This is a genomic window from Streptomyces sp. NPDC060064 (assembly GCF_042736455.1).
Taxonomy (GTDB): Bacteria; Actinomycetota; Actinomycetes; order Streptomycetales; family Streptomycetaceae; genus Streptomyces.
On record NZ_JBHWWF010000032.1, the window covers coordinates 1 to 21,119 of the forward strand.

Genomic DNA, 21,119 nt, shown 5'->3' on the forward strand with positions numbered 1-21,119 from the left:
CGTCCACGGTCACCGTGGTCAAGGACGCTGCCGGTAGGTATTTCGCGAGCTTCGTCGTGGAGACCGACCCTGACCAGGCCCTGCCCGGAACGGATACTCAGGTCGGTATCGACCTTGGCCTGTCCCACTTCGCGATCCTCTCGGACGGCACGAAGATCGACGCCCCGCGCTTCCTGCGCCGCGCCGAGAAGAAACTCAAGAAGGTACAGCGACGCCTGTCCCGCAAGACCAAGGGCAGCAACAACAGGACGAAGGCCCGCATCAAGGTGGCCCGCGCGCACACACGGGTGGCCGACGCACGGCGCGAGTTCCACCATCAGCTCTCAACGAGGATCATCCGTGAGAACCAAGCGGTTGCCGTTGAGGACCTGGCGGTCAAGGGACTCGCCCGTACGCGCCTGGCCAAGTCCGTCCACGACGCCGGATGGTCGGCGTTCGTAGGGATGCTGGAGTACAAGGCCGCCCGGTACGGGCGCACCTTCGTACGCATCGGCCGGTTCGAGCCGACCTCTCAGGTCTGCTCGCAGTGCGGCGTCAAGGACGGCCCCAAGCCCCTGCACATCCGCGTCTGGGAGTGCGGGGCATGCGGAGCCGTCCTTGACCGGGACATCAACGCGGCGGTCAACGTCGCCAAGGCCGCCGGACTGGCGGTGTCAGCCTGTGGAGCGCAGGTAAGTCCGGTACTCGTACCGGCGCAGCGCGGTGAAGCAGGAACCCACCGAGACGGTCAGACGACCGTGGTAGGAATCCCCGCCCCCCAGGGCGGGGAGCGGAAGTCAAAAGCTCGCCGGCGCTCTGCGTGAGCAGCGGATCGTGCAGCGGCTCGGGGCGTTCGAAGGCGGGGTCGTCGTACCGCCGCGCTACGACCGCGGCGACTGGAAGGAGGGCGACGGAGTATTCAACGCCGCCGCCATCGCCTCGTACACCCGGCGTCTCGCCGACCGGATCGAGCATCATGTGCGGGCCGGTGACTTCCCGTTGGTCCTCGGCGGCGACTGCTCGATCCAGCTCGGCGCCTCGCTCGCGCTGCGCCGTCTCGGCAGATACGGGCTGGCCGCGGTCGACGCGTCCGCCGACTTCAGGCACCCCGGCAACTCCCCACGGGTCGGGGCCGCCGCCGGGGAGGAGCTGGCGCTCGCGACCGGGCGTGGACAGGAGGACCTGACGAATCTGGAGGGGCTCAGGCCCTATCTGCGCGACGAGGATGTGCGGCTGTTCGGGATCCGGGACGCCTTCGACGAAGACCGGGCCGAGCTCGCCGAGTTGAAGATCCCGACGGTGACCGTGGGGGGACTGCGCGAATGGGGCCCGGCGGAGCTCGCGGGGGCCGTGGTGCAGACCCTCGAAGTGCCGGTGCTCGACGGATTCTGGGTGCATCTGGACGCGGACGTACTGGATCCGAGCGTGATGCCCGCCGTCGACAGCCCTGATCCGGAAGGGCTGCTGCCGCCCGAACTTGCCCTGCTGCTCAAGGTGTTGGTGCGCTCTCCGCGCTGCGTGGGGCTGAACGTGACCGTCTACGACCCCGACCTCGACCCGGAGGGCACGGCGGGCGAGTTGTTCGCCGACCTGATCGTGGGCGCCTTTGCCGAAGACTGACCCACAGAGCCCCTGGTCAGTGCAGAGCCCACCGTGTTCCATGGTCGTCGGGAGTGCCGGCCGTCAGGAGCTGCCGGCATCCCGCGCGAGCGAAGCGAGGTTGCCTTGGCCACCACTGTGCGGCGTACCGTACTGACTCTGCCCGCAGCGCCGGTCGGGGCGCCGAACCCGCTGCCCGCCCTGCGGCCGCTGGACGAGATGCACTCTCTCGACGAGCGCGCCGGGCAGGAGCTGCCGCGCGAGATGGCACGGCAGATCGGATACGAGCCGCTGCGTACCCTGCTGCCGGTGCGGGTGCTCGACGGGTACGGCCGTGAGCGCACGCAGACGGACCTCGACGCGATCGTGATCGAGAACGAACGGCTGCGGGCCACGGTGCTGCCGGGCCTCGGTGGCCGTATCCACTCGCTGCACCACAAGCCGACCGGGCGTGAACTCCTTTACCGCAACCCGGTGTTCCAGCCCGCGGATTTCGCGCTCAACGGCGCCTGGTTCTCCGGCGGCATCGAGTGGAACATCGGCGCCACCGGCCACACCACGCTCTCCTGCGCCCCGCTGCACGCCGCACTCGTCCCGGCCGCCGACGGCGGTGAGATGGTCCGGCTCTGGGAGTGGGAGCGGCTGCGCGATCTGCCCTTCCAGGTCGATCTGTGGCTGCCTGCCGACTCCGAGTTCCTCCATGTCGGCGTACGGATCCGGAATCCGCACGAACGGCCCGCGCCCGTCTACTGGTGGTCCAACATCGCCGTCGTCGAGCACGGGACGACGCGCGTGCTCGCACCCGCCGAGGAAGCCTGGCACTTCGGATACGAGCGCAGCCTGCGCCGGGTTCCGGTGCCGGAATTCGAGGGTGAGGACCGTACGTATCCGCTGCGCAGCGAGTATCCCGCCGACTACTTCTACGAGGTGCCGGCCGAGGCACGTAAGTGGATCGCCTCGCTCGACGCTGCCGGGAAGGGGCTCGTACAGACATCGACCGATGCGCTGTGCGGCCGCAAGCTCTTCCTCTGGGGCTCGGGGCGCGGCGGACGCCGCTGGCAGCAGTGGCTGACGGAGCCGGGCACAACCGGTTACGCCGAGATCCAGGCCGGGCTCGCCCGCACCCAGCTGGAGCACGTACGCCTGGACGGGGGCGGAGAGTTCAGCTGGCTGGAGTCGTACGGACCGCTCGACACCGACCCGGAGACGGTGCACGGCGAGGACTGGGGCGCGGCGCGCGCCGAGGTGGAGGCCCGGCTGTCCGAGGCGCTGCCCCGGGCGGCCGTGGACGCCGCGTACGAGGCATGGCGGCCCTACGCGGACGCCCGGCCGACCGAGTCGCTCGCCACCGGCTCCGGCTGGGGCGCGCTCGAGGTGCTGCGGGAACGGCACAAGCTGCCCGGCACGCCCTTCGAGGAGTCGACACTCGGCGAAGAGCAGGCGCCCTGGCAGGAGTTGCTGAGGACCGGCGTCTTCCCCGAGCCGCGCAGGGTCACCCCGCCAGGACCCTCGCTCGTCGCACCGCACTGGCGCGACATGTTGGAGACCGCCCCGGCCGACCCGCTGACCGAGTACCACCTCGGCATTGCCCAGTGGCACGCGGGCGACCTCGCCCAGGCCGTCCGCAGCTGGGAACGCGGCCTCGGACTCGCGCCGTCCCGCTGGCCGTTGCTGCGCTGCCTGGCCGTCGCCGACTTGGAGGGCGGCAATGCCGTACGGGCCGCCGAGCGCTACGCCGAGGCCTTCGACGACCTCTGCGAGGAGCGCCGCGACGACGGCGAGTCCTGGACGGCGGCGACGGCGGCCCTCGGCCGGGAGGCGATCGCCGCACTGCTCGCCGTCCGCCGTACCGCCGAGGCCCGCGCGGTGTGGTCCCGGCTGCGTCCGGCGGTGCAGCAGCGCGGCCGCTTCCGCCTGATCGACGCCCAGCTGCTGATCGCCGAGGGCCGTACGGACGAGGCTCGCGCCGTCTTCGAGGCGGGTTTCGAGGTGGCGGACCTGCGCGAGGGCACGGAGATCCTGGAGGAGGTGTGGTCGGCGCTCACCGACGAGCCGCTGCCGGACGCGTACGACTACCGGATGCGTCCTCAGCGGCCGCGGCTGAGCTAGCCCGGGTGTGTCGGGTGCGTGGGGTGAGTCGGGTGGGTCGGGGGACGCCTGGGGTGCCGGGAGCGTCGGGCGAGCAGCGGCTTCCGAGTCTCTGTCCGCCGGCGACGGGCGGGCGGTGTCAGGCCGGCCTGCCCGGCCCCGGCGACGCTGTGCGCCGATCCGACCGGCACGGGTTCGTCACACCGCTTGACAGTTCACCCCTGCGCGGTCGACGATCGCAAGGTGAACCTGTCAGACAGCCAGACAGCTGGCGATGTGCCCAGGCGGATCAGCGCGCTCGAAGCGGTGCTGACGCACTTGCGCGGCGCCATCGAGCGGGGAGACTACGCGGTCGGGGAGAAGCTGCCCTCGGAGGCGGAACTCTGCCGGCGCCTGGAAGTGAGCAGGCCCGTACTGCGTGAGGCTCTGCGCGCTCTGCAGACGATGGGGCTCACGGTCTCGCGTACCGGCAAGGGCACCTTCGTCCTCTCCAACGGCCCGGTGGAGGACCCCACCTTCGGCGACTACTCGGCCAGCGACCTCCTCGAGGTCCGCCGGCACGTGGAAATCCCGGTGGCCGGGTATGCAGCCCTGCGACGTACCCCCGAAGACCTCGACCACCTCTCTCATCTGCTGGAGCGGATGGAGCAGGAGACCGACACCACCGCCTGGGTGGCGATGGACACGCTCTTCCACCTCGCGGTCGCCCAGGCGGCCCAGAACCCGGTTTTCCGCAGAGTCATCGAGGAGATCCGCGACGCGCTGGCCCGCCAGTCGGCATTCCTCAACGAGCTCGGCGGCCGGCGCGAGCAGTCGAACCGGGAGCACCGGGCGATCGTCGAGGCGCTGCTCGACAGTTCCGAGCACGACGCCGTGGAAGCCATGACGCACCATCTCGCGCGCGTCGAGTCGACGCTGACGACCATCGTGCGGCCGCCACACCAGAGCGGCGCGTACGAGCGTCTTGGGCCCAAAAACCTTGAGCCCAAGAACACCGAGCGCAACAGCAACGAGAACACCGAAAGCTGAGCATGAGCCACACCACCCCGTTCCGCCGCACCCCGGCAGAGCCGCCCGCCGTCCGCACCCCGGCCCACGTCCCACTCGCCCACGTAGTGCGCGGAGGCGTCGTCGAGGGCGTCCACCACGGCTCCGTCGTCGTGCTGGCCGCGGACGGGAGTGTCGAGTTCAGTGCGGGCGACATCGAGGCCGCCTTCTACCCGCGCTCGGCGCTCAAGCCGCTCCAGGCGGTCGGCCTGCTGCGCGCGGGACTGCCGCCGCTGGACGCCGAGGCGATGGCTCTCACCGCTGCCAGCCACTCCGGTGAGGAACGCCATCTGGCCACGGCCCTGCGCATCCTGCGCACCGCCGGGCTGACCGAGGACGACCTGCGCAATGTCCCCGATCTGCCGTACGGCACTGCGGTGCGCGAGGAGTGGATCAGCCGTGGCCTCGGACCCACCCGGCTCGCCCAGAACTGCTCGGGCAAGCATGCCGCGATGCTGATGACGGCCCGGGCTCGTGGCTGGCGTCTGGAGAACTACCTCGATCCCGGACATCCGCTGCAGTGGTCGATCGCCGCGACCGTGGAGGAGCTCACCGGGCAGGGCATCGCCCGGGTGACGGTCGACGGATGCGGCGCGCCGCTGTTCTCCGTGTCGCTGCACGGCCTCACCCGGGCCGCTGCCCGGCTGGCGACTGCCGCGCCCGACACCCAGGAGGGCCAGGTCGCGCAGGCCATGCGTGAGTACCCGGAGATGGTCTCCGGCAGCGGGCGGGACGTCGCGCGCCTGATGCGCGCGGTGCCGGGCCTGCTCGCCAAGGACGGGTTCGAGGGTGTGCAGATCGCGGCGCTCCCGGACGGGCGGGCCGTCGGCGTGAAGATATCCGACGGCGCCGACCGCGCCCGGATGCCTGTGACGGCGGCGGCCCTCGCGCTGTGCGGAGTCGACCCGCAGATCCTTGCCGGATTCGCCGAAACGCCGGTCATCGGGGGCGGCGTGGCGGTCGGGAGCCTGCGGGCGGCGGGCGCGCTGGCCGGCCTCTCCACTCCGGCTGCCTCCTCCGTCGCCTAGGGCGGGACTTCTCAAACCCGCCCTGGGGCCCGCGGCACAGCACTCTCACCACCTCACGAAGGAACACCGTCACCATGACTGCCGGCCACCGCCGCGAACACGACCTGCTCGGCGACCGCGACATCCCCGCCGATGCGTACTGGGGAGTCCACACCCTGCGCGCCACGGAGAACTTCCCCATCACCGGTACGGCGATAGCGGCGTACCCGCACCTGATCAACGCACTCGCCGCCGTCAAGGAAGCCGCGGCCCGCGCCAACGAGGACCTCGGGCTGCTCACCTCGGAGAAGGCCGACGCCATCGCCGCCGCCTGCCGGGAGATCCGGGACGACGGCCGGCTGCACGATCAGTTCGTCGTCGACGTGATCCAGGGCGGCGCCGGTACGTCGACCAATATGAACGCCAACGAGGTGATCGCCAACCGGGCGTTGGAGATCCTGGGCCATGGCAAGGGCGACTACGGCCGGCTGCATCCGAACGAGGACGTCAACCTCAGCCAGTCGACGAACGACGTCTACCCGACCGCCGTCAAGGTCGCCACGATCATCGCCGTACATGAGCTGCTCGATGCGATGGCGATCCTGCGCGAGGCTTTCGCCGCCAAGTCCGAGGAGTTCCGCGACATCCTCAAGATGGGGCGCACCCAGCTCCAGGACGCGGTGCCGATGACCCTGGGCCAGGAGTTCTCCGCGTACGCGGTGATGCTGGAGGAGGACCAGAGCCGCCTGGCCGAGGCCGTCCTCCTCATCCATGAGATCAACCTCGGCGCGACCGCCATCGGCACCGGCCTCAACGCCCCCGCGGGCTACGCCGAAGCCGCCCGCCGACACCTCGCGGCCAACACCGGCCTGCCGTTGGTCACCGCCGCCAACCTCGTCGAGGCCACCCAGGACTGCGGCGCCTTCGTCCATCTGTCCGGCGTGCTCAAGCGCATCGCCGTCAAGCTCTCCAAGAGCTGCAACGATCTGCGTCTGCTCTCCTCCGGCCCGCGCGCGGGCCTCGGGGAGATCAACCTGCCGCCGGTCCAGGCGGGTTCCAGCATCATGCCCGGCAAGGTCAACCCGGTGATCCCCGAGGTCGTCAATCAGGTCGCCTTCGAAGTGATCGGCAACGACGTCACCATCACCATGGCCGCAGAGGCGGGGCAGCTGCAGCTCAACGCCTTCGAGCCGATCATCCTGCATTCGCTGTCGGAGAGCATCACCCACCTGCGGGCGGCCTGCCTCACCCTCGCCGAACGCTGTGTATCCGGCATCACCGCCAATACCGAGACGCTGCGCGCGACCGTGGAGAACTCCATCGGGCTCGTCACCGCCCTCAACCCGCACATCGGCTACACCGCGGCCACCGTTATCGCCAAGGAGGCCCTCGCCACCGGGCGCGGCGTCGCCGAACTGGTGCTGGAGCGAGGGCTGCTCCCGGCCGACCGGCTCGCCGCTCTGCTGCGCCCGGAAGAGCTCGCGGGCACCGGCACTCCGGCAACCGGCAACGGATCGGCGGTCTCTCGGAGCTGAGGTGGCGGCCGGCCCTCTCGGAGCGAGGTTGCGCGCCCGGTTCTTCGGCCGCTCATTCGGCCGGCTTCCTGTCGACGTATTCGAAGACCGATCCGTCGGGGTGGACGGCGATCAGATTGCGGCCCACCGGCGTCGGCACGGGGCCCGCGATGATCCGTGCGCCCACCTCGGTGAGCGTGGCGTACGCGTCGTCCACGTCCTTCACCGCGATGGTCGCCGTCACCTTGCGCAGCACCTCCAGCTCCGACTCCGGGCCGCTCATCAGCAGGAAGCAGCCGACCGCGGCGACCGAGACCCCGGCGCGCTCGAAGCGCAGCGGCGTGGCACCGGTGAGGCGTTGGTAGAAGGCGACCGCGGCCTCCAGGTCGTCGACGCAGATACGGAGCGTGGTTCCGAGGATCTCCATACGGGCGAGCGTAGTTCGCGGTGACGGGACGCGAAATCGATTGCCCGATTGTGGGCGGGATGCGCAGGTCCAGGCCCAGGCATGCGCGCCCCTGCCGACCGGTGCTGCCGCGCCAACTCCGAGCCGCGCTCGGGCCCGATCGGCCTTCCGGCCGGCGGCACTTCCTCCGCGCCCGACGTCAGGCCCGGCAGAGTACTTCGCCGTGCGGGACCATGAACCAGGCGTCGTCCTCGCCGCCCCACTCCCGCCACGCGTCGGCGATCGCGGCCAGCTGCTCCGCAGTGGCATGGCCGCCGTCGACCGCGAGCTTCGCGTACACCGACGCGGTCGTACGGTCCGCCCACAGTCCGCTCCACCAGGCGCGCTCCTCGGGTGTGGCGAAACACCACGTGGCGGCCGTTGCGGTGATGTCGGTGAAGCCCGCGGCGCGTGCCCAGGACAGCAGTCTGCGACCGGCGTCCGGCTCACCGCCGTTGGCGCGCGCCACCCGCTGGTACAGGCTCTGCCACCCGTCCAGGGCCGGGACTTCGGGGAACCAGGTGAAGGCGCCGTAGTCGCTGTCGCGTGCTGCGACGATGCCGCCGGGCCGGCAGACCCGCCGCATCTCCCGCAGCGCCCGCACCGGATCGCCGACGTGCTGCAGCACCTGGTGGGCGTGGACGACATCGAAGGAGTTGTCGGGGAAGTTCAGTGCGTGGACATCGGCGACCGCGAAGCGGATCTGGTCGAGGCCGCGTCCGACAGCGGTCTCACGTGCCTGGTGCAGTACGTCCTCGGCGGCGTCGACCGCAGTCACCCGCCCCGGCGCGACCAGCTCGGCCAGATCGGCGGTGATGGTGCCGGGTCCGCAGCCCACGTCCAACAGATCCAGGCCCGGGCGGAGTTCACCGATGAGATACGCCGCGGAGTTGGCGGCGGTCCGCCAGCGGTGCGAGCGCAGCACCGACTCGTGGTGCCCATGGGTGTAGACGGCGGTCTCCTTCGACATGGCCGAACTCCTTCTCCTGAGGCGAGTACGGCCACGGTACGCCGTCGTTCCGCATGGCAAGACCCGTATCTTGCTATATGGACAGACTGGCAACAGCCGGAGCCATCAAGGACCGCTTCGGCCCCGTCGACATCGCCGTGCTCTTCCCCGGCGGCGCACGCATCCCGCTGCTCGGCGACGCCTGTCTGACGCTGCCCAGCGCGAACGCTGCGGGGGCGGCAGCAGTTCTCGGGGCGTGCCGGCGCGGGACCTCCCCGTCAGAGCAGGGCCTGCGGACGGTAGACCGTGAGCACTTGAACGGCCTTGTCCACCAGCAACTCCCTTGGCGCTTCGGCCACTTCACCGTCGTACGCCATCGGGGTCCCCGGTGCCAGCCCGCCGATCCGCAGCTGCCGCAACTGCTGCGCCGCGTGCACCGGCGAGCGGCTCAGCGGCCCTGCGAGAGCCGCGGCCAACAGCCGCAGCCCCGGCCACCTGCCGCCGTGCACGACCCGGACATCCAGCAGGCCGTCCGCCAGATCCTGGCGATGGCCGGGCGTCGGCCCCACCCGCTGGTAGATGCCGTTCCCGGCGAAGAGCAGCCACATGGGGCGGCGTCGGCCCTGGACCTCGGCCTCCAGCGGGTGTTCGCCGCGCAGCACCAGCGCCGCCGCCAGTACACCGGCCGGCCAGCCGCCGATGCGCGGCGACCAGCGCTCGCGGATCCGCACCAGCTCCGGATAGACGCCCAGGCTGAAGGTGTTGAGGAAGAAGCCCGGCTCCTTGTCGCCTGCCGGTCCCGGTGTGAAGCGCCCCAGATCGACCCGGACGGCCTCGCCGCCGACGAGGGCCCGGCAGGTGTCATCGACCGACTCGATGCCCAGGTCGTACGCGAAGTGATTGAACGTGCCGCCGGGGAAGACGGCGAGCGGGATGCCGTGCGCGACGGCGACGGCAGCCGCCCGGTTGATCGTTCCGTCACCGCCGAGGATGCCCAGCGCCCGGCCGCGGGCCGCCGCCTTCTCCAGCTCCGCCGACAGCTCGTCCGGAGCGCACTCCACCACCTCCGCGAGCGGCAGCGCCCGACGCACCAGAGCGGCGGAGTCCGCCGTGCCCGCCTGCCGGTTGACCACGACCACGAGATCCTGGCCGCCGGGCAGGGCGGGCGCTGAGGTATGCGGCCGGCCCGGCGCGGGCAGCTGCGACCTGGTCGGCACGACCCCGCGTACCGCGAACGCCGCGCCCACGCCCAGCGCCGCGCCCACCAGCACATCGCTCGGATAGTGCACGCCCGTGTAGACGCGCGAGAAGGCGACCGAGGCGGCCACCGGTGCGACGATCGCACCCCAGGTCTTCGACTCCAGCGCGACACCGGTCGCGAAAGCCGCCGCCGACGCGGCGTGCCCGGAAGGGAAGGACGATGTGAACGGCTGCCGCTTCAGCCGCCGTATCACCGGCACCGTGTCGAGCAGCGGCCGCGCCCTGCGCACCGAGCGCTTGCCAATGGTGTTGATGGTGGCGGAGGCGAGTGCGAGGGACGCGACACCGCGTGCGGCGGCCCGGCGCGAGCGCACCCCGCGCCCCAGCGCCACCATTCCGGCGGCCATGCCGAACCACAGCAGCCCGTGGTTGGCGCTGCGGCTCAGCCGTGGCAGCACCGGCTCCGCGCCGGGCCATCGCCGGGCGGCGACGGTGTGCAGGATCTGTTGGTCCCAGCCACTGAGCAGCGCCGAGACCCGTGCGCGGACCTGCGGATTTCCGTGTGCGTAAGCGTCTGACATGCATCGCGGGTACCCCGTGCACCCGGCCGCCACTCGGGGCGGGGACCAAACGGGGAGCTTCGGCCGCGGCAGTGCCCGGGCCGGGAGGAGAAGGGGCAGTCTCCGCCCGCCGGTCGCGAACCCCGCCGATCCCGCGCGGCGGGCTCACCCAAACCTCCGTATAAAGGGCTCGTGGGCCGGGCGGAGGTTCCGGGATCCGAGCAGCGGAGGTGACGGCATGCAGCGGACCGCTCCGGAAGGCCGCGGCCCCGTCCGTTACGGTCCGCCCGCGCCCGAGCCGGGACTGCCCGTGCTGCCCGAGCTCGCCACCGTGCTCGCGTCCGCCGCGGACCGTGCCCACGGTGAGCCGCCCGGCGGCGGTTTCGAGCTGCGCGAGGCGGCCTGCGGCTACTGGTGGCGGCGTGGTCTGCGCAGTCGGCCCGACGAGGTGGCCGCCGCGTCCGGCCCGCAGCCGCTGCTGTTCGCACTGATCGGTGCGTACGGCGGAGATGTGCTGATGCCCCGCCCGTGCCCCGCCTGGTGGACTCCGCAGGCGCGGCTGTTGGGGCGGCCCGCCTACCATGTGCCGACCCCGGCGGAGTGCGGTGGTGTGCCGGATCCGTTCGCGCTCCTCGAGACCGTACGCAGAGTGCGCGCCGAGGGCGGTGTGCCCCGGCTGCTGCTGCTCTCCGTCGTCGACGACCCCACCGCGACCGTCGCGCCGCCCGAGACCGTGAGCGAGGCCTGTGAGGCCGCGGTCGGCGAGGGGCTGCACATCATCAGCGACGAGACCTGGCGGGACACGCTGCACCGGCCGCAGGAGACGGTGCTGCTCAGCCCGGCCGAGATGTTCCCCGAGGACGTGACCGTCATCAGCGATCTGGCCGGCGCGCTCACTCCCGCCTCCTGGCCGGTCGCCGTCGCCCGATTCCCGTCCACCGAGCGAGGGACCGTCCGCCGCGCGAGGACGCTCGACATCCTCACCGCCCTCGGCGCGGTGGTGTCGGCACCTGTCGCGGCTGCCGCCGCCCATGCACTCGGCGAGCCCCGACCGGTCACGGCCAGGACGGATCAGGCCGCCGAGCTGCACGCGCGCGTGGCGGCCGCGGCGCACCACGCGGTGCTCGCCGCCGGCGCGCTGGCCCGACCGCCGCAGGCGGGCCGCCATCTGTATGCCGACCTCGGACCGCTGCGCGCCCGTCTCGCCGAACGGGGCGTGAGCGACTCCATGGAGCTCGAGGAGTATCTGACCGACCGCCTCGGGACCCCCGTGCCCGGCGGCCACCGGTTCGGCGACGAGCTGGGCGCGCTGCGCGTACGGCTGGCCACCGGGCCGTTGCTGGGAGCGACTCCCGAGCAGCGCCTGGAATCTCTCACCTCTCCGGCACCTCTGGAATTGCCGCATATGGCCGAGGCGTTGAGGATTTTTGGAACGGCCTTCGACGAACTGCGTTGAACGGAGCCCCGGATGACGGAACAGACGGAGCAGGCGGAGCACTCGGGACAGGCAGGCCAGACAGGGCACGCAGGGCAAGCGGGTACGGCGGGTACGACAGGTACGGCAGGTACAGAAGGAGCTGCGGGTACGGAAGAAGCGGCGGGTGTGGCGGGAGCGCCGGGTGCGGCGGGACGCACCGCAGCCGCGCGCCCCTCCCATGGCACCGCCGGAGGTGTACGGCCCCGCCCCCTCACCCGCCCCCTCGGCGAGATCCGCCACTGGCCCCGATCCTTCGCCGACCGCCTCACCGCTCCGCTCCCCGGCGTACGCGCCATGGCCCGCTTGGCCAGGGAGGGCGCCGTACGCCCCGGCCCCGACGGGCTCCAGGACATTCCGCTGCTGCCGTTCGCGCCGGAACCGCTGCCCGCAGTGGACACCGCGACCGTCGCCGTCACCTGGGCGGGACACGCCAGTTGGGTGCTGAGCATCGGCGGGCTCACCGTGCTCACCGACCCCGTCTGGTCGCGCCGGATCCTCGGCACTCCGGTCCGGATCACCCCCATCGGGGTGCGCTGGGAGGATGTGCCGCCCGTCGACGCCGTGGTCATCAGCCACAACCACTTCGACCATCTGGACGCCCCCACCCTGAAAAGACTTCCGCGCCGCACCCCGCTCTTCGTCCCGGCGGGCCTCGGGCGCTGGTTCCGGCGCCGCCGCTTCACCCGGGTGACGGAACTCGACTGGTGGGAGGGCGCGGAGTTCAAGGGTGTCCGCTTCGACTTCGTACCGGCCCACCACTGGTCCAAGCGCACCCTCACCGACACCTGCCGCTCCCTGTGGGGCGGCTGGGTGCTGGCGGACCAGCACGGCCAGTCGGTGTACTTCGCGGGCGACACCGGCTACGGCCACTGGTTCAAGGAGATCGGCCTCCGTCACCCGGACCTCGATCTGGCGCTGCTGCCGATCGGCGCCTACGACCCGCGCTGGTGGCTCAGTGACGTACACACCGATCCGGAGGAGGCCGTGCGCGCGTTCGAGGACCTCGGCGCGCGGAACATGGCGCCGATGCACTGGGCGACGTTCGTGCTCTCCGCGGAGCCGGTTCTTGAGCCGCTCACCCGAGTGCGTGCCGCCTGGGAACGCACCGGCCGCCCGCGCGGACAGCTGTGGGACCTGCCGGTCGGCGGCTCACGCGTGCTGACCGGATGAGCCGGGTGAATCGGATGGGCCGGGTGAATTCTGGCCGGCTGAATCGGATGGGCCCGGTGAATCGGACGAGCCGGACGAGCCGGACCGCGGCGCCCGCCGCACCCGGCGCCAGAGCGCCGGCGCCCCGCTGATCGCCACCGTCAGCGCCACCGCGACGACCACGCCCTTCCACGGCTCGTCGAAGAGCGAACCGCCCAGGATCCCGATCAGCTGATACGTCGCCGCCCAGGCGAGACACGCAGGGATGTCCCCGCGCACGAACCGGCGCAGCGGCATCCCGCTGAGCAGACACGCCAGCATCACCGGTATCCGCCCTGCGGGCACCAGCCGGGAGAGCACCAGCACCATCACCCCGTGCTCGTCCAGCTTGCGCTGCGCCTGCTCGATACGGTCGGGCGCGGCGCGGTCGCGCAGCGCCGCCAGCCAGCGCGAACCGTTCCTGGACCGGGTCCCGCGCTGCCCGAGCCAGTACAGCCCGACATCCCCGAGGAACGCGGCGGACGACGCCACCAGGAAGACGAACAGCAGCGAAAACGGAGTCGTCTGATGGAAGGCCACCACCGCGGCCGAACTCACCACCGCTCCCGTCGGCACCACCGGCACCAGCGCACCCAGCGCCACCAGCAGAAACAGGGACGGATAGCCGACTGCCTGCTGTGTCGACTCCGGCGGCAGCCTCCCCACCACCTTCGATAGCTGCCCGAGGGTCCGCGACCACTCCGAACTCACCGGGCGGCCTCCGGTCTGACCCGCTCGCCGTGCCCCAGCAGATGCACCGCCACCTGCGGAGCCAGCCGCGCCGCCCTCCGTACGAACTCCTCGCCCGGCGCGTAGAACTCATGAGGCCGGATCCCGTCCATCCCGATCGGCCAGTAGGTGCCGAAGTGCACCGGCACGGCCGCGCGCGGTGCGAGTGCGGCGAGCGCCTGCGCGGCCCGGACCGCGTCCAGATGCCCACGCCCGAGATACGGCCCCCAGCCGCCGACCGGCAGCAGCGCCACATCGACCGGGCCGACCTCCTCGGCCATCGAGTCGAAGAGCCCGGTGTCCCCGGCGAAGTATGTACGCGTCTCACCGCTGATCACATAGCCGAGCGCGGGCGAACGGTGCGGCCCCAGCGGCAGCCGCCGCCCGTCGTGCAGCGCGGGCACGGCCCGCACCCGCAGCTCGTCGACGCTCACCTCGTCGCCCGGCGCCACCTCCGTGACCCGTAGCCCGGCCGCGCTCGCCAGCCGCTTCAGCCCGGGCACGGAGCGGCCCGCACCGCTCGGCAGCAGCAGCCGGGTACCGGGCGCGAGCCGGGCGAGCGACGGCAGATGGAGATGGTCGGCGTGCAGATGGGAGACGAGGACCGCCTCGGCGACCGCGGCCTCGGCCGGCGGCAGTTCACCGCGCCTTCGGCGCAGATGCGCGAGCCGTCGCACGAACAGCGGGTCGGTCAGCACCCGGACCCCGGAGTCCTCGATCGTGCAGGTGGCATGACCCCACCAGGTGACCTCCACCGGCACGCAGCACCTCCTCGTTCCCGCTCCCTGCTCCCTCTCCCCGCTCCCGTACGAGCCTAGATGTCCCGCGGGCTGAGCGCGCCGGTGCGCGCCTCCTCGGGCGGGACGATCGGAGTAGGGTCGGCGGGACAGCGAGCGCGGGGGGACGGCCATGGACGGCGTACGAGTGGCGGCGATCGCCAGCCTGACCCCTCTCGAGGAGCTGGACCGTGACCCTTTCCTGGTCGACACCCGCAGTCAGCACGCGATGTGCGCCCGCTGGGCGGCCGACAAAGGCTATGTCGTCACCCGTCACCTGCTCTTCTACGGTCTGCGGCCCGACCACAGTGGACTCTGGTCCGACGTCGAGGCGGGCCAGGTGGACCTCTTCGTCGCCCCCAACGAGCGCGTGCTGTCGCGGGCGTTGACGTCGGTGCCCGACTTCTTCGCCGAATGCGGGCGCAGAGGCGTACGGCTGGAGACCGGGGGCCTGGACGAGCCCGCCTACGACGCGGCGATGAAGGCCAATGTCCACCGCAGGCTCTCGATGCCGACGGCCGGTTACGACGGCTGCTGACCGCGACTCCCGCCCGCCCTGCCCACGGCCCGGCGGCGGCTCCACCGGATCGCCGCGCGCCGCTGTGCCACGCTGGAGATCTGCACCACGGGTGAGGTGAAGACGGCGTGGTCGAAGGGCGATGGCGTACGGCGGGCAGAGCCCTGCTGCGCGTGATCGTGGTGTGGGCGGTGTCCACGCTGACGATGCTCGCGCTCGCCGGGCTGCTGCCCGACTTCCAGCTCCAGTCCGACGACGGTGACAGCATCACCAGGACCGCGGTCACCGCCGCCTGGGGCGCGGGGGCCTTCGGTCTGCTGACCGCGCTGGTCTGGCCGGTCGTCGTACGGGCGCTGCTGCTCGTATCCGCCCTGGTGCTCGGCCTGTTGGTCTTCTTCCTCAACGGTTCACTGCTGCTGATCGCCCTCTGGCTGATCCCCGACGGACGCGGCGCGGCCGACCTGGATACCGCCGTGGTCGTCGCCGCGGTGATGTCCGCCGTCGCATCGGCGACCTCCACCGCGCTCGCCGTCCGGGACGACGACGCCTACCGCCGCAGGCTCTCCCGGCTCGCCGACCGCCGTCGGCGACGGCGCGGCGACGACGGTGGCCGCGCGGGTACCCCCGGCACGGTTTTCCTGCAGCTCGACGGCGTCGGGCACGAGGTACTGCGACGTGCGGCCAAGGACGGTGTGATGCCGACCGTCGCCGCCTGGATGGACGAGAGCCACCGGCTCACGCCCTGGCGCACCGACTGGTCCAGCCAGACCGGCGCCAGCCAGCTCGGCATCCTGCACGGCTCCAACCACGATGTGCCCGCCTTCCGCTGGTACGAGAAGGACAGCGGCCGGGTCCTGGTCAGCAACCGGCCCGCGAGCGCCGCCGAACTGCAGCGCCGCGCCATCCAGCGCACCGGCGAACGGGGGCTGCTCACCGTCGACGGCGCCAGCCGCGGCAATCTCTTCAGCGGCGGAGCCGAACAGGTCGCCCTCGTTCTGTCGGTGGCCGCCAGGCGCGGCCGGGCCACCCGCTCCCGGGCCGGCTACTTCGCATACTTCTCCGATCCCGCCAACGCCGTCCGTACTGCCATGTCCTTCGTCGCCGAAGTCGCCCGCGAGATCGGCCAGTCGACGCGGGCGCGGCTGCGCGGCGACCGGCCGCGGATCAAACGGGGCGGGCTCTACCCCCTCATCCGGGCGTTCGCGACCGTTGTCGAGCGGGATGTGGTGGTGGCCGCGGTGATAGGGGACATGCTCGCCGGACGTAACGCCGTCTACGCCGACCTCGTCGCCTACGACGAAGTGGCACACCACTCCGGACCGCACAGCCGGGACGCTTCGATGGTGCTCGAGCGCCTCGACCGTTCGCTCGCGATGATCGCCAAGGTCGCCGAGCACACGCCGCGCGGCTACCGGATCGTGCTGCTGTCCGACCACGGCCAGAGCCCGGGGGAGACCTTCGAGGGCGCGTACGGACTCTCCCTCAAGGACCTGGTGCGTGCCGGGTGCGGACTGCCGGTCTCGCGTCGGGCGGAACGCTCCAAGCGCGGCGCTGAGGCGCGCGACGCCGCCGGCGACGCCCTGCGCAGCGCGCTCCACCGGCGGGTGGCGGAGGAAGCCGACGAACATCCGGCGCCCGGCCCCGATCCGATCGTGCTGGCCTCCGGGAATCTCGCGCTGATTTCCTTCCCCGATACGGCGGAACGCCTCAGCCGCGAGCAGATCGAGCACCGCCATCCCGCACTGCTCAGTACGCTCGCCAACCATCCCGGCATCGGTTTCCTGCTGGTACGCAGCGAGGAGCACGGCTCGGTGGTGCTCGGCCCCGGCGGTGTGGAGGTGGCGGTCACCGAGCTGGCGGACAGCGGTCCGCTGGCCGTCTTCGGCAGGGGCGCGGCCGACGCCGTACGCCGCAGCGACTCCTTCCCGCATGTCGCCGACATCATGGTCAACTCGATGCACGACCCGGAGGCGGGCACGGTGCACGCCTTCGAGGAGCAGATCGGCTCGCACGGCGGGCTCGGCGGTGAACAGTCCCAGCCCTTCCTGCTGTCGCCGGTCGATCTGTCGGCGCCCGTCGCGGTCGGCGCGGAACTGGTCGGCGCGGAACGGGTGCACCGGGTGCTGAGGCGCTGGCTGCGCGAGTGCGCGGGACCGCAGGTGCCGGTCGGTCCTGCTGAGGCTTCCCCGCCGGACCGAGCAGCCTGAGCCGGGGGCGGGAGGACCAGGAGCCAGGAGGTCCGGGGAGCAGGAGGACCCGGGGCCAGGAGGACCAGGGGTTTTCCTTCCGTGGGGCCAGGTATCGCGGATACGTTGAGGCGACGGAAGATCCGGCGGACCAGGGAGTGCCTGTTGCGTGCTGTGGTGTTCGAAGAGTTCGGCAAGCCGCTCGAGGTACGGGAGGTTCCCGACCCCGTACCGCCCCACGACGGCGCGGTCATCCGGGTCGAGGCGACGGGTCTCTGCCGCAGCGACTGGCACGGCTGGATGGGCCACGACTCCGACGTCACCCTCCCGCACGTACCCGGTCATGAACTGGCCGGTGTGATCGAGTCGGTCGGCGCGGACGTCGTCAACTGGCGGCCCGGCGACCGGGTCACGATGCCCTTCATCTGCGCCTGCGGCCGATGCGCCGCCTGCGCGCGCGGCGCCCAGCAGGTGTGCGAGCGCCAGGAGCAGCCCGGATTCACCCACTGGGGTTCCTTCGCCGAGTACGTCCCGGTGCACCACGCCGACACCAACCTGGTGGCCCTTCCCGAGACGATGTCGTTCGTCACGGCCGCGAGCCTGGGCTGCCGGTTCGCCACCGCCTTCCGCGCCGTGGTCGGACAGGGCAGGGTGCGGCCGGGGGAGTGGGTGGCGGTGCACGGCTGCGGCGGAGTGGGCCTGTCCGCGGTGATGATCGCCGCGGCGTGCGGGGCCGGAGTCGTCGCCGTCGATGTCTCGCCCGGCGCGCTGGAGCTGGCCAGGACGTTCGGCGCGACCGTGTGCGTGGACGCCTCCACGCTGACCGGTAGCGTCGCCGATGCGGTCCACGAGGCGACCGGCGGCGGCGCCCATCTCTCGCTCGACGCCCTGGGCGCGCCGGTGACCTGCGTGAACTCTGTACAGAGCCTGCGCCGCCAGGGCCGGCATGTGCAGGTCGGACTGCTGCCCGACGGTGTACACCTGCCGATGGACCGGGTCGTTCCGCTGGAGCTGGAGATCCTCGGCAGCCATGGCATGGCCGCGCATGCCTACCCGGAGATGATGGCGATGGTTGCCTCCGGCGCACTGCGACCGGATCTGCTGGTGACAACGGAGATCGGCCTCGACGACGTACCGGCGGCGCTCGTTGCCCTGGGCGGCGCGTCCGGAACGGGCGTCACGGTGATCACGCCGCACGCCTCCGTGAATTCGGCGTAATACGCGTACCCCGGTAGAGCGGATCTCGCGCCTGCCGGGGAAGAACGGGGCGGTTCCTGGGAAGTGGAGGCATGTCCAGGAGGTCGTGCCTCATGCAGCAGCCCACGCCCGTTGCCGCGTCCCACCGTGCCGCCCTGCTGCTGATGCTGTTCCTGGCCCTGCTGAGCGTGATCCAGTCCTCCGCCGCTCCGGCCGGGGCCATGGAGACCGTGGCCTCGGCGCCTGCCGAGCCCGTGGGAGAGAGCCACCAGGACGAGGCCGACACGGAACAGTCGGCGCCGGGCCGCCGGGCCTTCCGCCCGGCGGCGCCGGCCGCGCCGGAGACCCGGCTCCGGCAGCGTGGGACCGTCGGCCCCGCCCCCTACCGTCCCCGCACACACCGGTCGACAAGACCGCCGCTTCCTCCGCGCACCGAGCGCTGTGTGGTCCTGCGCTGCTGAGAGCCCGGTCTTCGCCGAGCCCCCATCAGCCACAACACACCGTGAGGTGCGCAGCCATGCCCATCGACCCCTTCGCAGCACTCAACGCCATGCTCCGCGCCGAAGCCGCCCGCTCCACCGAACCGGAGGAGCACGGACGCTCCGCCAAGACCGAGCCCGACGATCCCGAGGCTCCGTTCGATGCCGGCCGCCCCTCGGCCGACGCTGACGGCGCTGTCTGACGCCTCTGCCCACGAGCCCACACGTCAACAGGTCGGCTGCCGAGTGGGATCGGCGGCCGACCGTTGGCTCTGGAGGCGTGAAAAATAGTAGCCATGTACATAGTATCTATGTACTGTATTACTCATGAGTGATGCTGCATCCGAAAGCCCGACGCCCGGCTTCCTGGTCTGGCGCCTGTCGATGAAATGGCGGGTGGCCGTCGACCGGGCCGTCGCGCCGCTGGGTCTGACGCACGCGCAGTACTCACTGCTGGCGTCACTGCTCGGCATGCAGCGGTCCGGGCTGCGGCCCAGTCAGCGCCAACTCGCCGACCACACCGGCCTCGAAGCGCTCTATGTCTCCAAACTGGCCCGCACCCTGGAGGCCGCCGGCCTCATCGAGCGCGCCCCGGACCCCGCCGACACTCGGGCGGTCCGGCTGTCGCTCACCACCCATGGGCGCGAGGTCACCCGACGCGCCATCACCGTCGTCCACCAGCTCCTCGACCAACTCATGGCGCCCCTGGGCGGGCTGGACGGCCGACGGGCCGAAGTCTTCTCCCGTGAACTCGCGATCCTGCTCGACACACCACTCGACTTCCCGACCGAGGAGTAGCCATGTCCACCGCCCCGACTCTCAACGGCCAGGTCATAGGCCAGGCCCACTACGCCACCCGGGCCGTCCTGGAACGCCTGGTGGCCGGCACCGGCGCCACGTTCCACCAGGTGGTGGCGCTCAACGCCACCGCGGACAGCGGCGCGGCCATGGACCGCGACCGGCTCGTCCTCCGCATGACAAGCACCTTGAAGATCGACGCATCGACGGCGCTGGCGGCGATCGCCGACCTGACGGCCTCGAAGCTGGTGGAGACCCTGCCGGGCGACGCGTCCCGTATCCGGCTCACGGACGCGGGCCGGGCACTGCAGGACCGGATCAGCACCGCCACCGCCGGGATCACCGAGCGGCTGTACGGCGGCCTCCCGGCCGAAGACCTGGCGGCGGCGAGCCGCGTACTGACCGCGGTCACCGCCCGGGCCAACGCCGAACTGGACGGCGCCCGGCCTCCGTCGGCCTGACCCCCGCTCGCCGGCAACGCACCCGGTCAGGAAACCAGGAGCGCGCGCCCGATCTGAGCCCCGCCGCACCAGCGCGCGCCCTTGGCAGCGGATGCGGCCGGTCGCATGCTGGAGCGGCAGCGGCAGCGGCAGCGGCAGCGGCAGCGGCGGTTGGCTGGGGGAGGGGCCTCACTGTGCAGCCACAGGATCAAACTCGCAAGATCGGTACAAGTCTGGTGACGTTCTGGTATCCAATGATTCTCGTGTGCGCGCTCTCCGTGATCATGATATGGGAGATCGTCCGTACAAATTTGACGAGCTCGAGGGGATCGGGGGTCTGGGACTTCACCATCCTGGATCGCCAATCTGCCGCGAACTTATTGGCTGTGGCAATGGGCCTCACTTTCGCCCGTGCTCAATACGCCCGTGCAGTACGCCCATTGATCGGATGGAGTGCGACACCCAGGGAGAACGACTACGGGATGACCAGCCGTCATATCTGGTACGTCGAGATGGCCAATGGCGGTACACACAACGTCGCGGTCAATGAAGTTCACTACCGGTTGGGCTACCGAAACGCAACACAGAGTCAATGGGTGGGCCACTACACAGCTGTTCAGCTTCTTGAGAACCATGGCCTCCAGATCGGCACGGACTTCGATCTCAACACCATTGGGCAAGGCGCTGTGCTGGGTTCCGTGTACATCGGACGCTTCTCGGAGAAGGCCACCAGGGAGATAGGGGACGTCGAGCTCCGAGTGAGGGTCACCGACGCCGTTGGGGACCGTCATGAGCGCACGCTGCACTGCCTGCGCGGTGCGGAGACGGAGCTACGCAGCGCGTCCGCAAGTGGATAGGTTCATGGCCCCGGGTGACGGGGAGGGCGAAAGAGCATACCCAACGTAAGGTGCCGACGCCCGCAGTGGGCGGCTCCGGGCTGTTTC

At 71.4% G+C, this 21,119-nt stretch carries 20 protein-coding genes and 1 pseudogene; 16 read left to right on the forward strand and 5 right to left on the reverse strand.

What is annotated here, in order from left to right; translation table 11 throughout:
* The 6 genes and pseudogenes from ACFWDI_RS30675 to aspA form a co-directional block, all read left to right on the forward strand.
* Positions 1–803 (forward strand): RNA-guided endonuclease TnpB family protein (locus ACFWDI_RS30675; protein WP_385308966.1); only part of this gene is annotated, 803 nt, incomplete at its 5' end.
* Positions 772–1,599: pseudogene (locus ACFWDI_RS30680) on the forward strand (arginase family protein); the annotation flags it as partial. The gene ACFWDI_RS30675 and the pseudogene ACFWDI_RS30680, both read left to right, overlap by 32 nt.
* Positions 1,600–1,704: 105 nt before the next feature.
* The gene (locus tag ACFWDI_RS30685; RefSeq protein ID WP_385308967.1) at positions 1,705–3,687 is read left to right on the forward strand and encodes a DUF5107 domain-containing protein; all 1,983 of its coding nucleotides are present in this window, start codon (positions 1,705–1,707) and stop codon (positions 3,685–3,687) included.
* Positions 3,688–3,909: 222 nt separating this feature from the next.
* A complete protein-coding gene (locus ACFWDI_RS30690) occupies positions 3,910–4,695 on the forward strand; it encodes a FadR/GntR family transcriptional regulator (protein ID WP_385308968.1) in 786 nt (261 codons plus the stop codon).
* Between the two features lie 2 nt (positions 4,696–4,697).
* Complete coding sequence (locus ACFWDI_RS30695) at positions 4,698–5,741, forward strand: asparaginase (RefSeq protein ID WP_385308970.1); 1,044 nt, start codon at positions 4,698–4,700, stop codon at positions 5,739–5,741.
* 74 nt (positions 5,742–5,815) lie between these two features.
* Positions 5,816–7,255 carry an aspartate ammonia-lyase gene (gene aspA, locus ACFWDI_RS30700; RefSeq protein ID WP_385308972.1) on the forward strand — a complete coding sequence of 480 codons (1,440 nt, stop codon included), beginning with the start codon at positions 5,816–5,818 and terminating at the stop codon, positions 7,253–7,255.
* Positions 7,256–7,307: 52 nt separating this feature from the next.
* On the opposite strand, the gene ACFWDI_RS30705 is transcribed toward aspA, so the two are convergent.
* The 3 genes from ACFWDI_RS30705 to ACFWDI_RS30715 form a co-directional block, all read right to left on the reverse strand.
* Positions 7,308–7,661 carry a VOC family protein gene (locus ACFWDI_RS30705; protein ID WP_385308974.1) on the reverse strand — a complete coding sequence of 118 codons (354 nt, stop codon included), beginning with the start codon at positions 7,659–7,661 and terminating at the stop codon, positions 7,308–7,310.
* Positions 7,662–7,839: 178 nt separating this feature from the next.
* Complete coding sequence (locus tag ACFWDI_RS30710; protein WP_385308976.1) at positions 7,840–8,649, reverse strand: class I SAM-dependent methyltransferase; 810 nt, start codon at positions 8,647–8,649, stop codon at positions 7,840–7,842.
* 257 nt (positions 8,650–8,906) lie between these two features.
* Complete coding sequence (locus ACFWDI_RS30715) at positions 8,907–10,409, reverse strand: bifunctional phosphatase PAP2/diacylglycerol kinase family protein (RefSeq protein ID WP_385308978.1); 1,503 nt, start codon at positions 10,407–10,409, stop codon at positions 8,907–8,909.
* Between the two features lie 217 nt (positions 10,410–10,626).
* On the opposite strand from ACFWDI_RS30715, the gene ACFWDI_RS30720 reads away from it, so the two are divergent.
* Complete coding sequence (locus tag ACFWDI_RS30720; RefSeq protein ID WP_385308980.1) at positions 10,627–11,844, forward strand: aminotransferase class I/II-fold pyridoxal phosphate-dependent enzyme; 1,218 nt, start codon at positions 10,627–10,629, stop codon at positions 11,842–11,844.
* A 12-nt stretch (positions 11,845–11,856) separates the two neighbouring features.
* Positions 11,857–13,035, forward strand: coding sequence for an MBL fold metallo-hydrolase (locus tag ACFWDI_RS30725; protein WP_385308981.1), 1,179 nt, complete (start codon positions 11,857–11,859; stop codon positions 13,033–13,035).
* Here the strand turns inward: ACFWDI_RS30725 and ACFWDI_RS30730 are convergent.
* A complete protein-coding gene (locus tag ACFWDI_RS30730) occupies positions 13,015–13,719 on the reverse strand; it encodes a DedA family protein (protein WP_385308983.1) in 705 nt (234 codons plus the stop codon). The two genes, ACFWDI_RS30725 and ACFWDI_RS30730, sit on opposite strands and share 21 nt — an antisense overlap.
* A 41-nt stretch (positions 13,720–13,760) precedes the next feature.
* Positions 13,761–14,543: an MBL fold metallo-hydrolase gene (locus tag ACFWDI_RS30735; RefSeq protein ID WP_385308984.1), complete on the reverse strand. Its 783-nt coding sequence runs from the start codon at positions 14,541–14,543 to the stop codon at positions 13,761–13,763.
* A 148-nt stretch (positions 14,544–14,691) separates the two neighbouring features.
* On the opposite strand from ACFWDI_RS30735, the gene ACFWDI_RS30740 reads away from it, so the two are divergent.
* The 8 genes from ACFWDI_RS30740 to ACFWDI_RS30775 all read left to right on the forward strand — a co-directional run bounded on the left by ACFWDI_RS30740 (position 14,692) and on the right by ACFWDI_RS30775 (position 21,032).
* On the forward strand, positions 14,692–15,096 hold the full coding sequence (locus tag ACFWDI_RS30740) for a hypothetical protein (RefSeq protein WP_385308985.1): 405 nt from the start codon (positions 14,692–14,694) through the stop codon (positions 15,094–15,096).
* Positions 15,097–15,203: 107 nt separating this feature from the next.
* The gene (locus tag ACFWDI_RS30745) at positions 15,204–17,282 is read left to right on the forward strand and encodes an alkaline phosphatase family protein (protein WP_385308986.1); all 2,079 of its coding nucleotides are present in this window, start codon (positions 15,204–15,206) and stop codon (positions 17,280–17,282) included.
* 144 nt (positions 17,283–17,426) lie between these two features.
* Complete coding sequence (locus ACFWDI_RS30750) at positions 17,427–18,479, forward strand: zinc-dependent alcohol dehydrogenase family protein (RefSeq protein WP_385308987.1); 1,053 nt, start codon at positions 17,427–17,429, stop codon at positions 18,477–18,479.
* Between the two features lie 92 nt (positions 18,480–18,571).
* Entirely contained in the window at positions 18,572–18,919 is a 348-nt protein-coding gene (locus ACFWDI_RS30755; protein ID WP_385308989.1) for a hypothetical protein, read from the forward strand.
* 56 nt (positions 18,920–18,975) lie between these two features.
* The gene (locus tag ACFWDI_RS30760; protein ID WP_385308990.1) at positions 18,976–19,140 is read left to right on the forward strand and encodes a hypothetical protein; all 165 of its coding nucleotides are present in this window, start codon (positions 18,976–18,978) and stop codon (positions 19,138–19,140) included.
* A gap of 124 nt (positions 19,141–19,264) precedes the next feature.
* Positions 19,265–19,735, forward strand: a complete 471-nt coding sequence (locus ACFWDI_RS30765) for a MarR family winged helix-turn-helix transcriptional regulator (protein WP_385308992.1) — start codon at positions 19,265–19,267, stop codon at positions 19,733–19,735.
* A gap of 2 nt (positions 19,736–19,737) precedes the next feature.
* Positions 19,738–20,196, forward strand: a complete 459-nt coding sequence (locus ACFWDI_RS30770) for a hypothetical protein (RefSeq protein ID WP_385308994.1) — start codon at positions 19,738–19,740, stop codon at positions 20,194–20,196.
* Between the two features lie 173 nt (positions 20,197–20,369).
* Entirely contained in the window at positions 20,370–21,032 is a 663-nt protein-coding gene (locus ACFWDI_RS30775) for a hypothetical protein (protein WP_362676735.1), read from the forward strand.
* Positions 21,033–21,119 lie beyond the last annotated feature (87 nt).

What these genes read in the sequence shown, in the direction of transcription:
- ACFWDI_RS30725 (WP_385308981.1), top strand. Translation starts at nt 11,857, where the DNA reads ATGACGGAACAGACGGAGCAGGCGGAGCACTCGGGACAGGCAGGCCAG.
- ACFWDI_RS30695 (WP_385308970.1), top strand. Translation starts at nt 4,698, where the DNA reads ATGAGCCACACCACCCCGTTCCGCCGCACCCCGGCAGAGCCGCCCGCC.
- aspA (WP_385308972.1), top strand. Translation starts at nt 5,816, where the DNA reads ATGACTGCCGGCCACCGCCGCGAACACGACCTGCTCGGCGACCGCGAC.
- ACFWDI_RS30755 (WP_385308989.1), top strand. Translation starts at nt 18,572, where the DNA reads ATGCAGCAGCCCACGCCCGTTGCCGCGTCCCACCGTGCCGCCCTGCTG.
- ACFWDI_RS30765 (WP_385308992.1), top strand. Translation starts at nt 19,265, where the DNA reads ATGAGTGATGCTGCATCCGAAAGCCCGACGCCCGGCTTCCTGGTCTGG.
- ACFWDI_RS30720 (WP_385308980.1), top strand. Translation starts at nt 10,627, where the DNA reads ATGCAGCGGACCGCTCCGGAAGGCCGCGGCCCCGTCCGTTACGGTCCG.
- ACFWDI_RS30715 (WP_385308978.1), bottom strand. Translation starts at nt 10,409, where the DNA reads ATGTCAGACGCTTACGCACACGGAAATCCGCAGGTCCGCGCACGGGTC.
- ACFWDI_RS30760 (WP_385308990.1), top strand. Translation starts at nt 18,976, where the DNA reads ATGCCCATCGACCCCTTCGCAGCACTCAACGCCATGCTCCGCGCCGAA.
- ACFWDI_RS30710 (WP_385308976.1), bottom strand. Translation starts at nt 8,649, where the DNA reads ATGTCGAAGGAGACCGCCGTCTACACCCATGGGCACCACGAGTCGGTG.
- ACFWDI_RS30770 (WP_385308994.1), top strand. Translation starts at nt 19,738, where the DNA reads ATGTCCACCGCCCCGACTCTCAACGGCCAGGTCATAGGCCAGGCCCAC.
- ACFWDI_RS30705 (WP_385308974.1), bottom strand. Translation starts at nt 7,661, where the DNA reads ATGGAGATCCTCGGAACCACGCTCCGTATCTGCGTCGACGACCTGGAG.
- ACFWDI_RS30740 (WP_385308985.1), top strand. Translation starts at nt 14,692, where the DNA reads ATGGACGGCGTACGAGTGGCGGCGATCGCCAGCCTGACCCCTCTCGAG.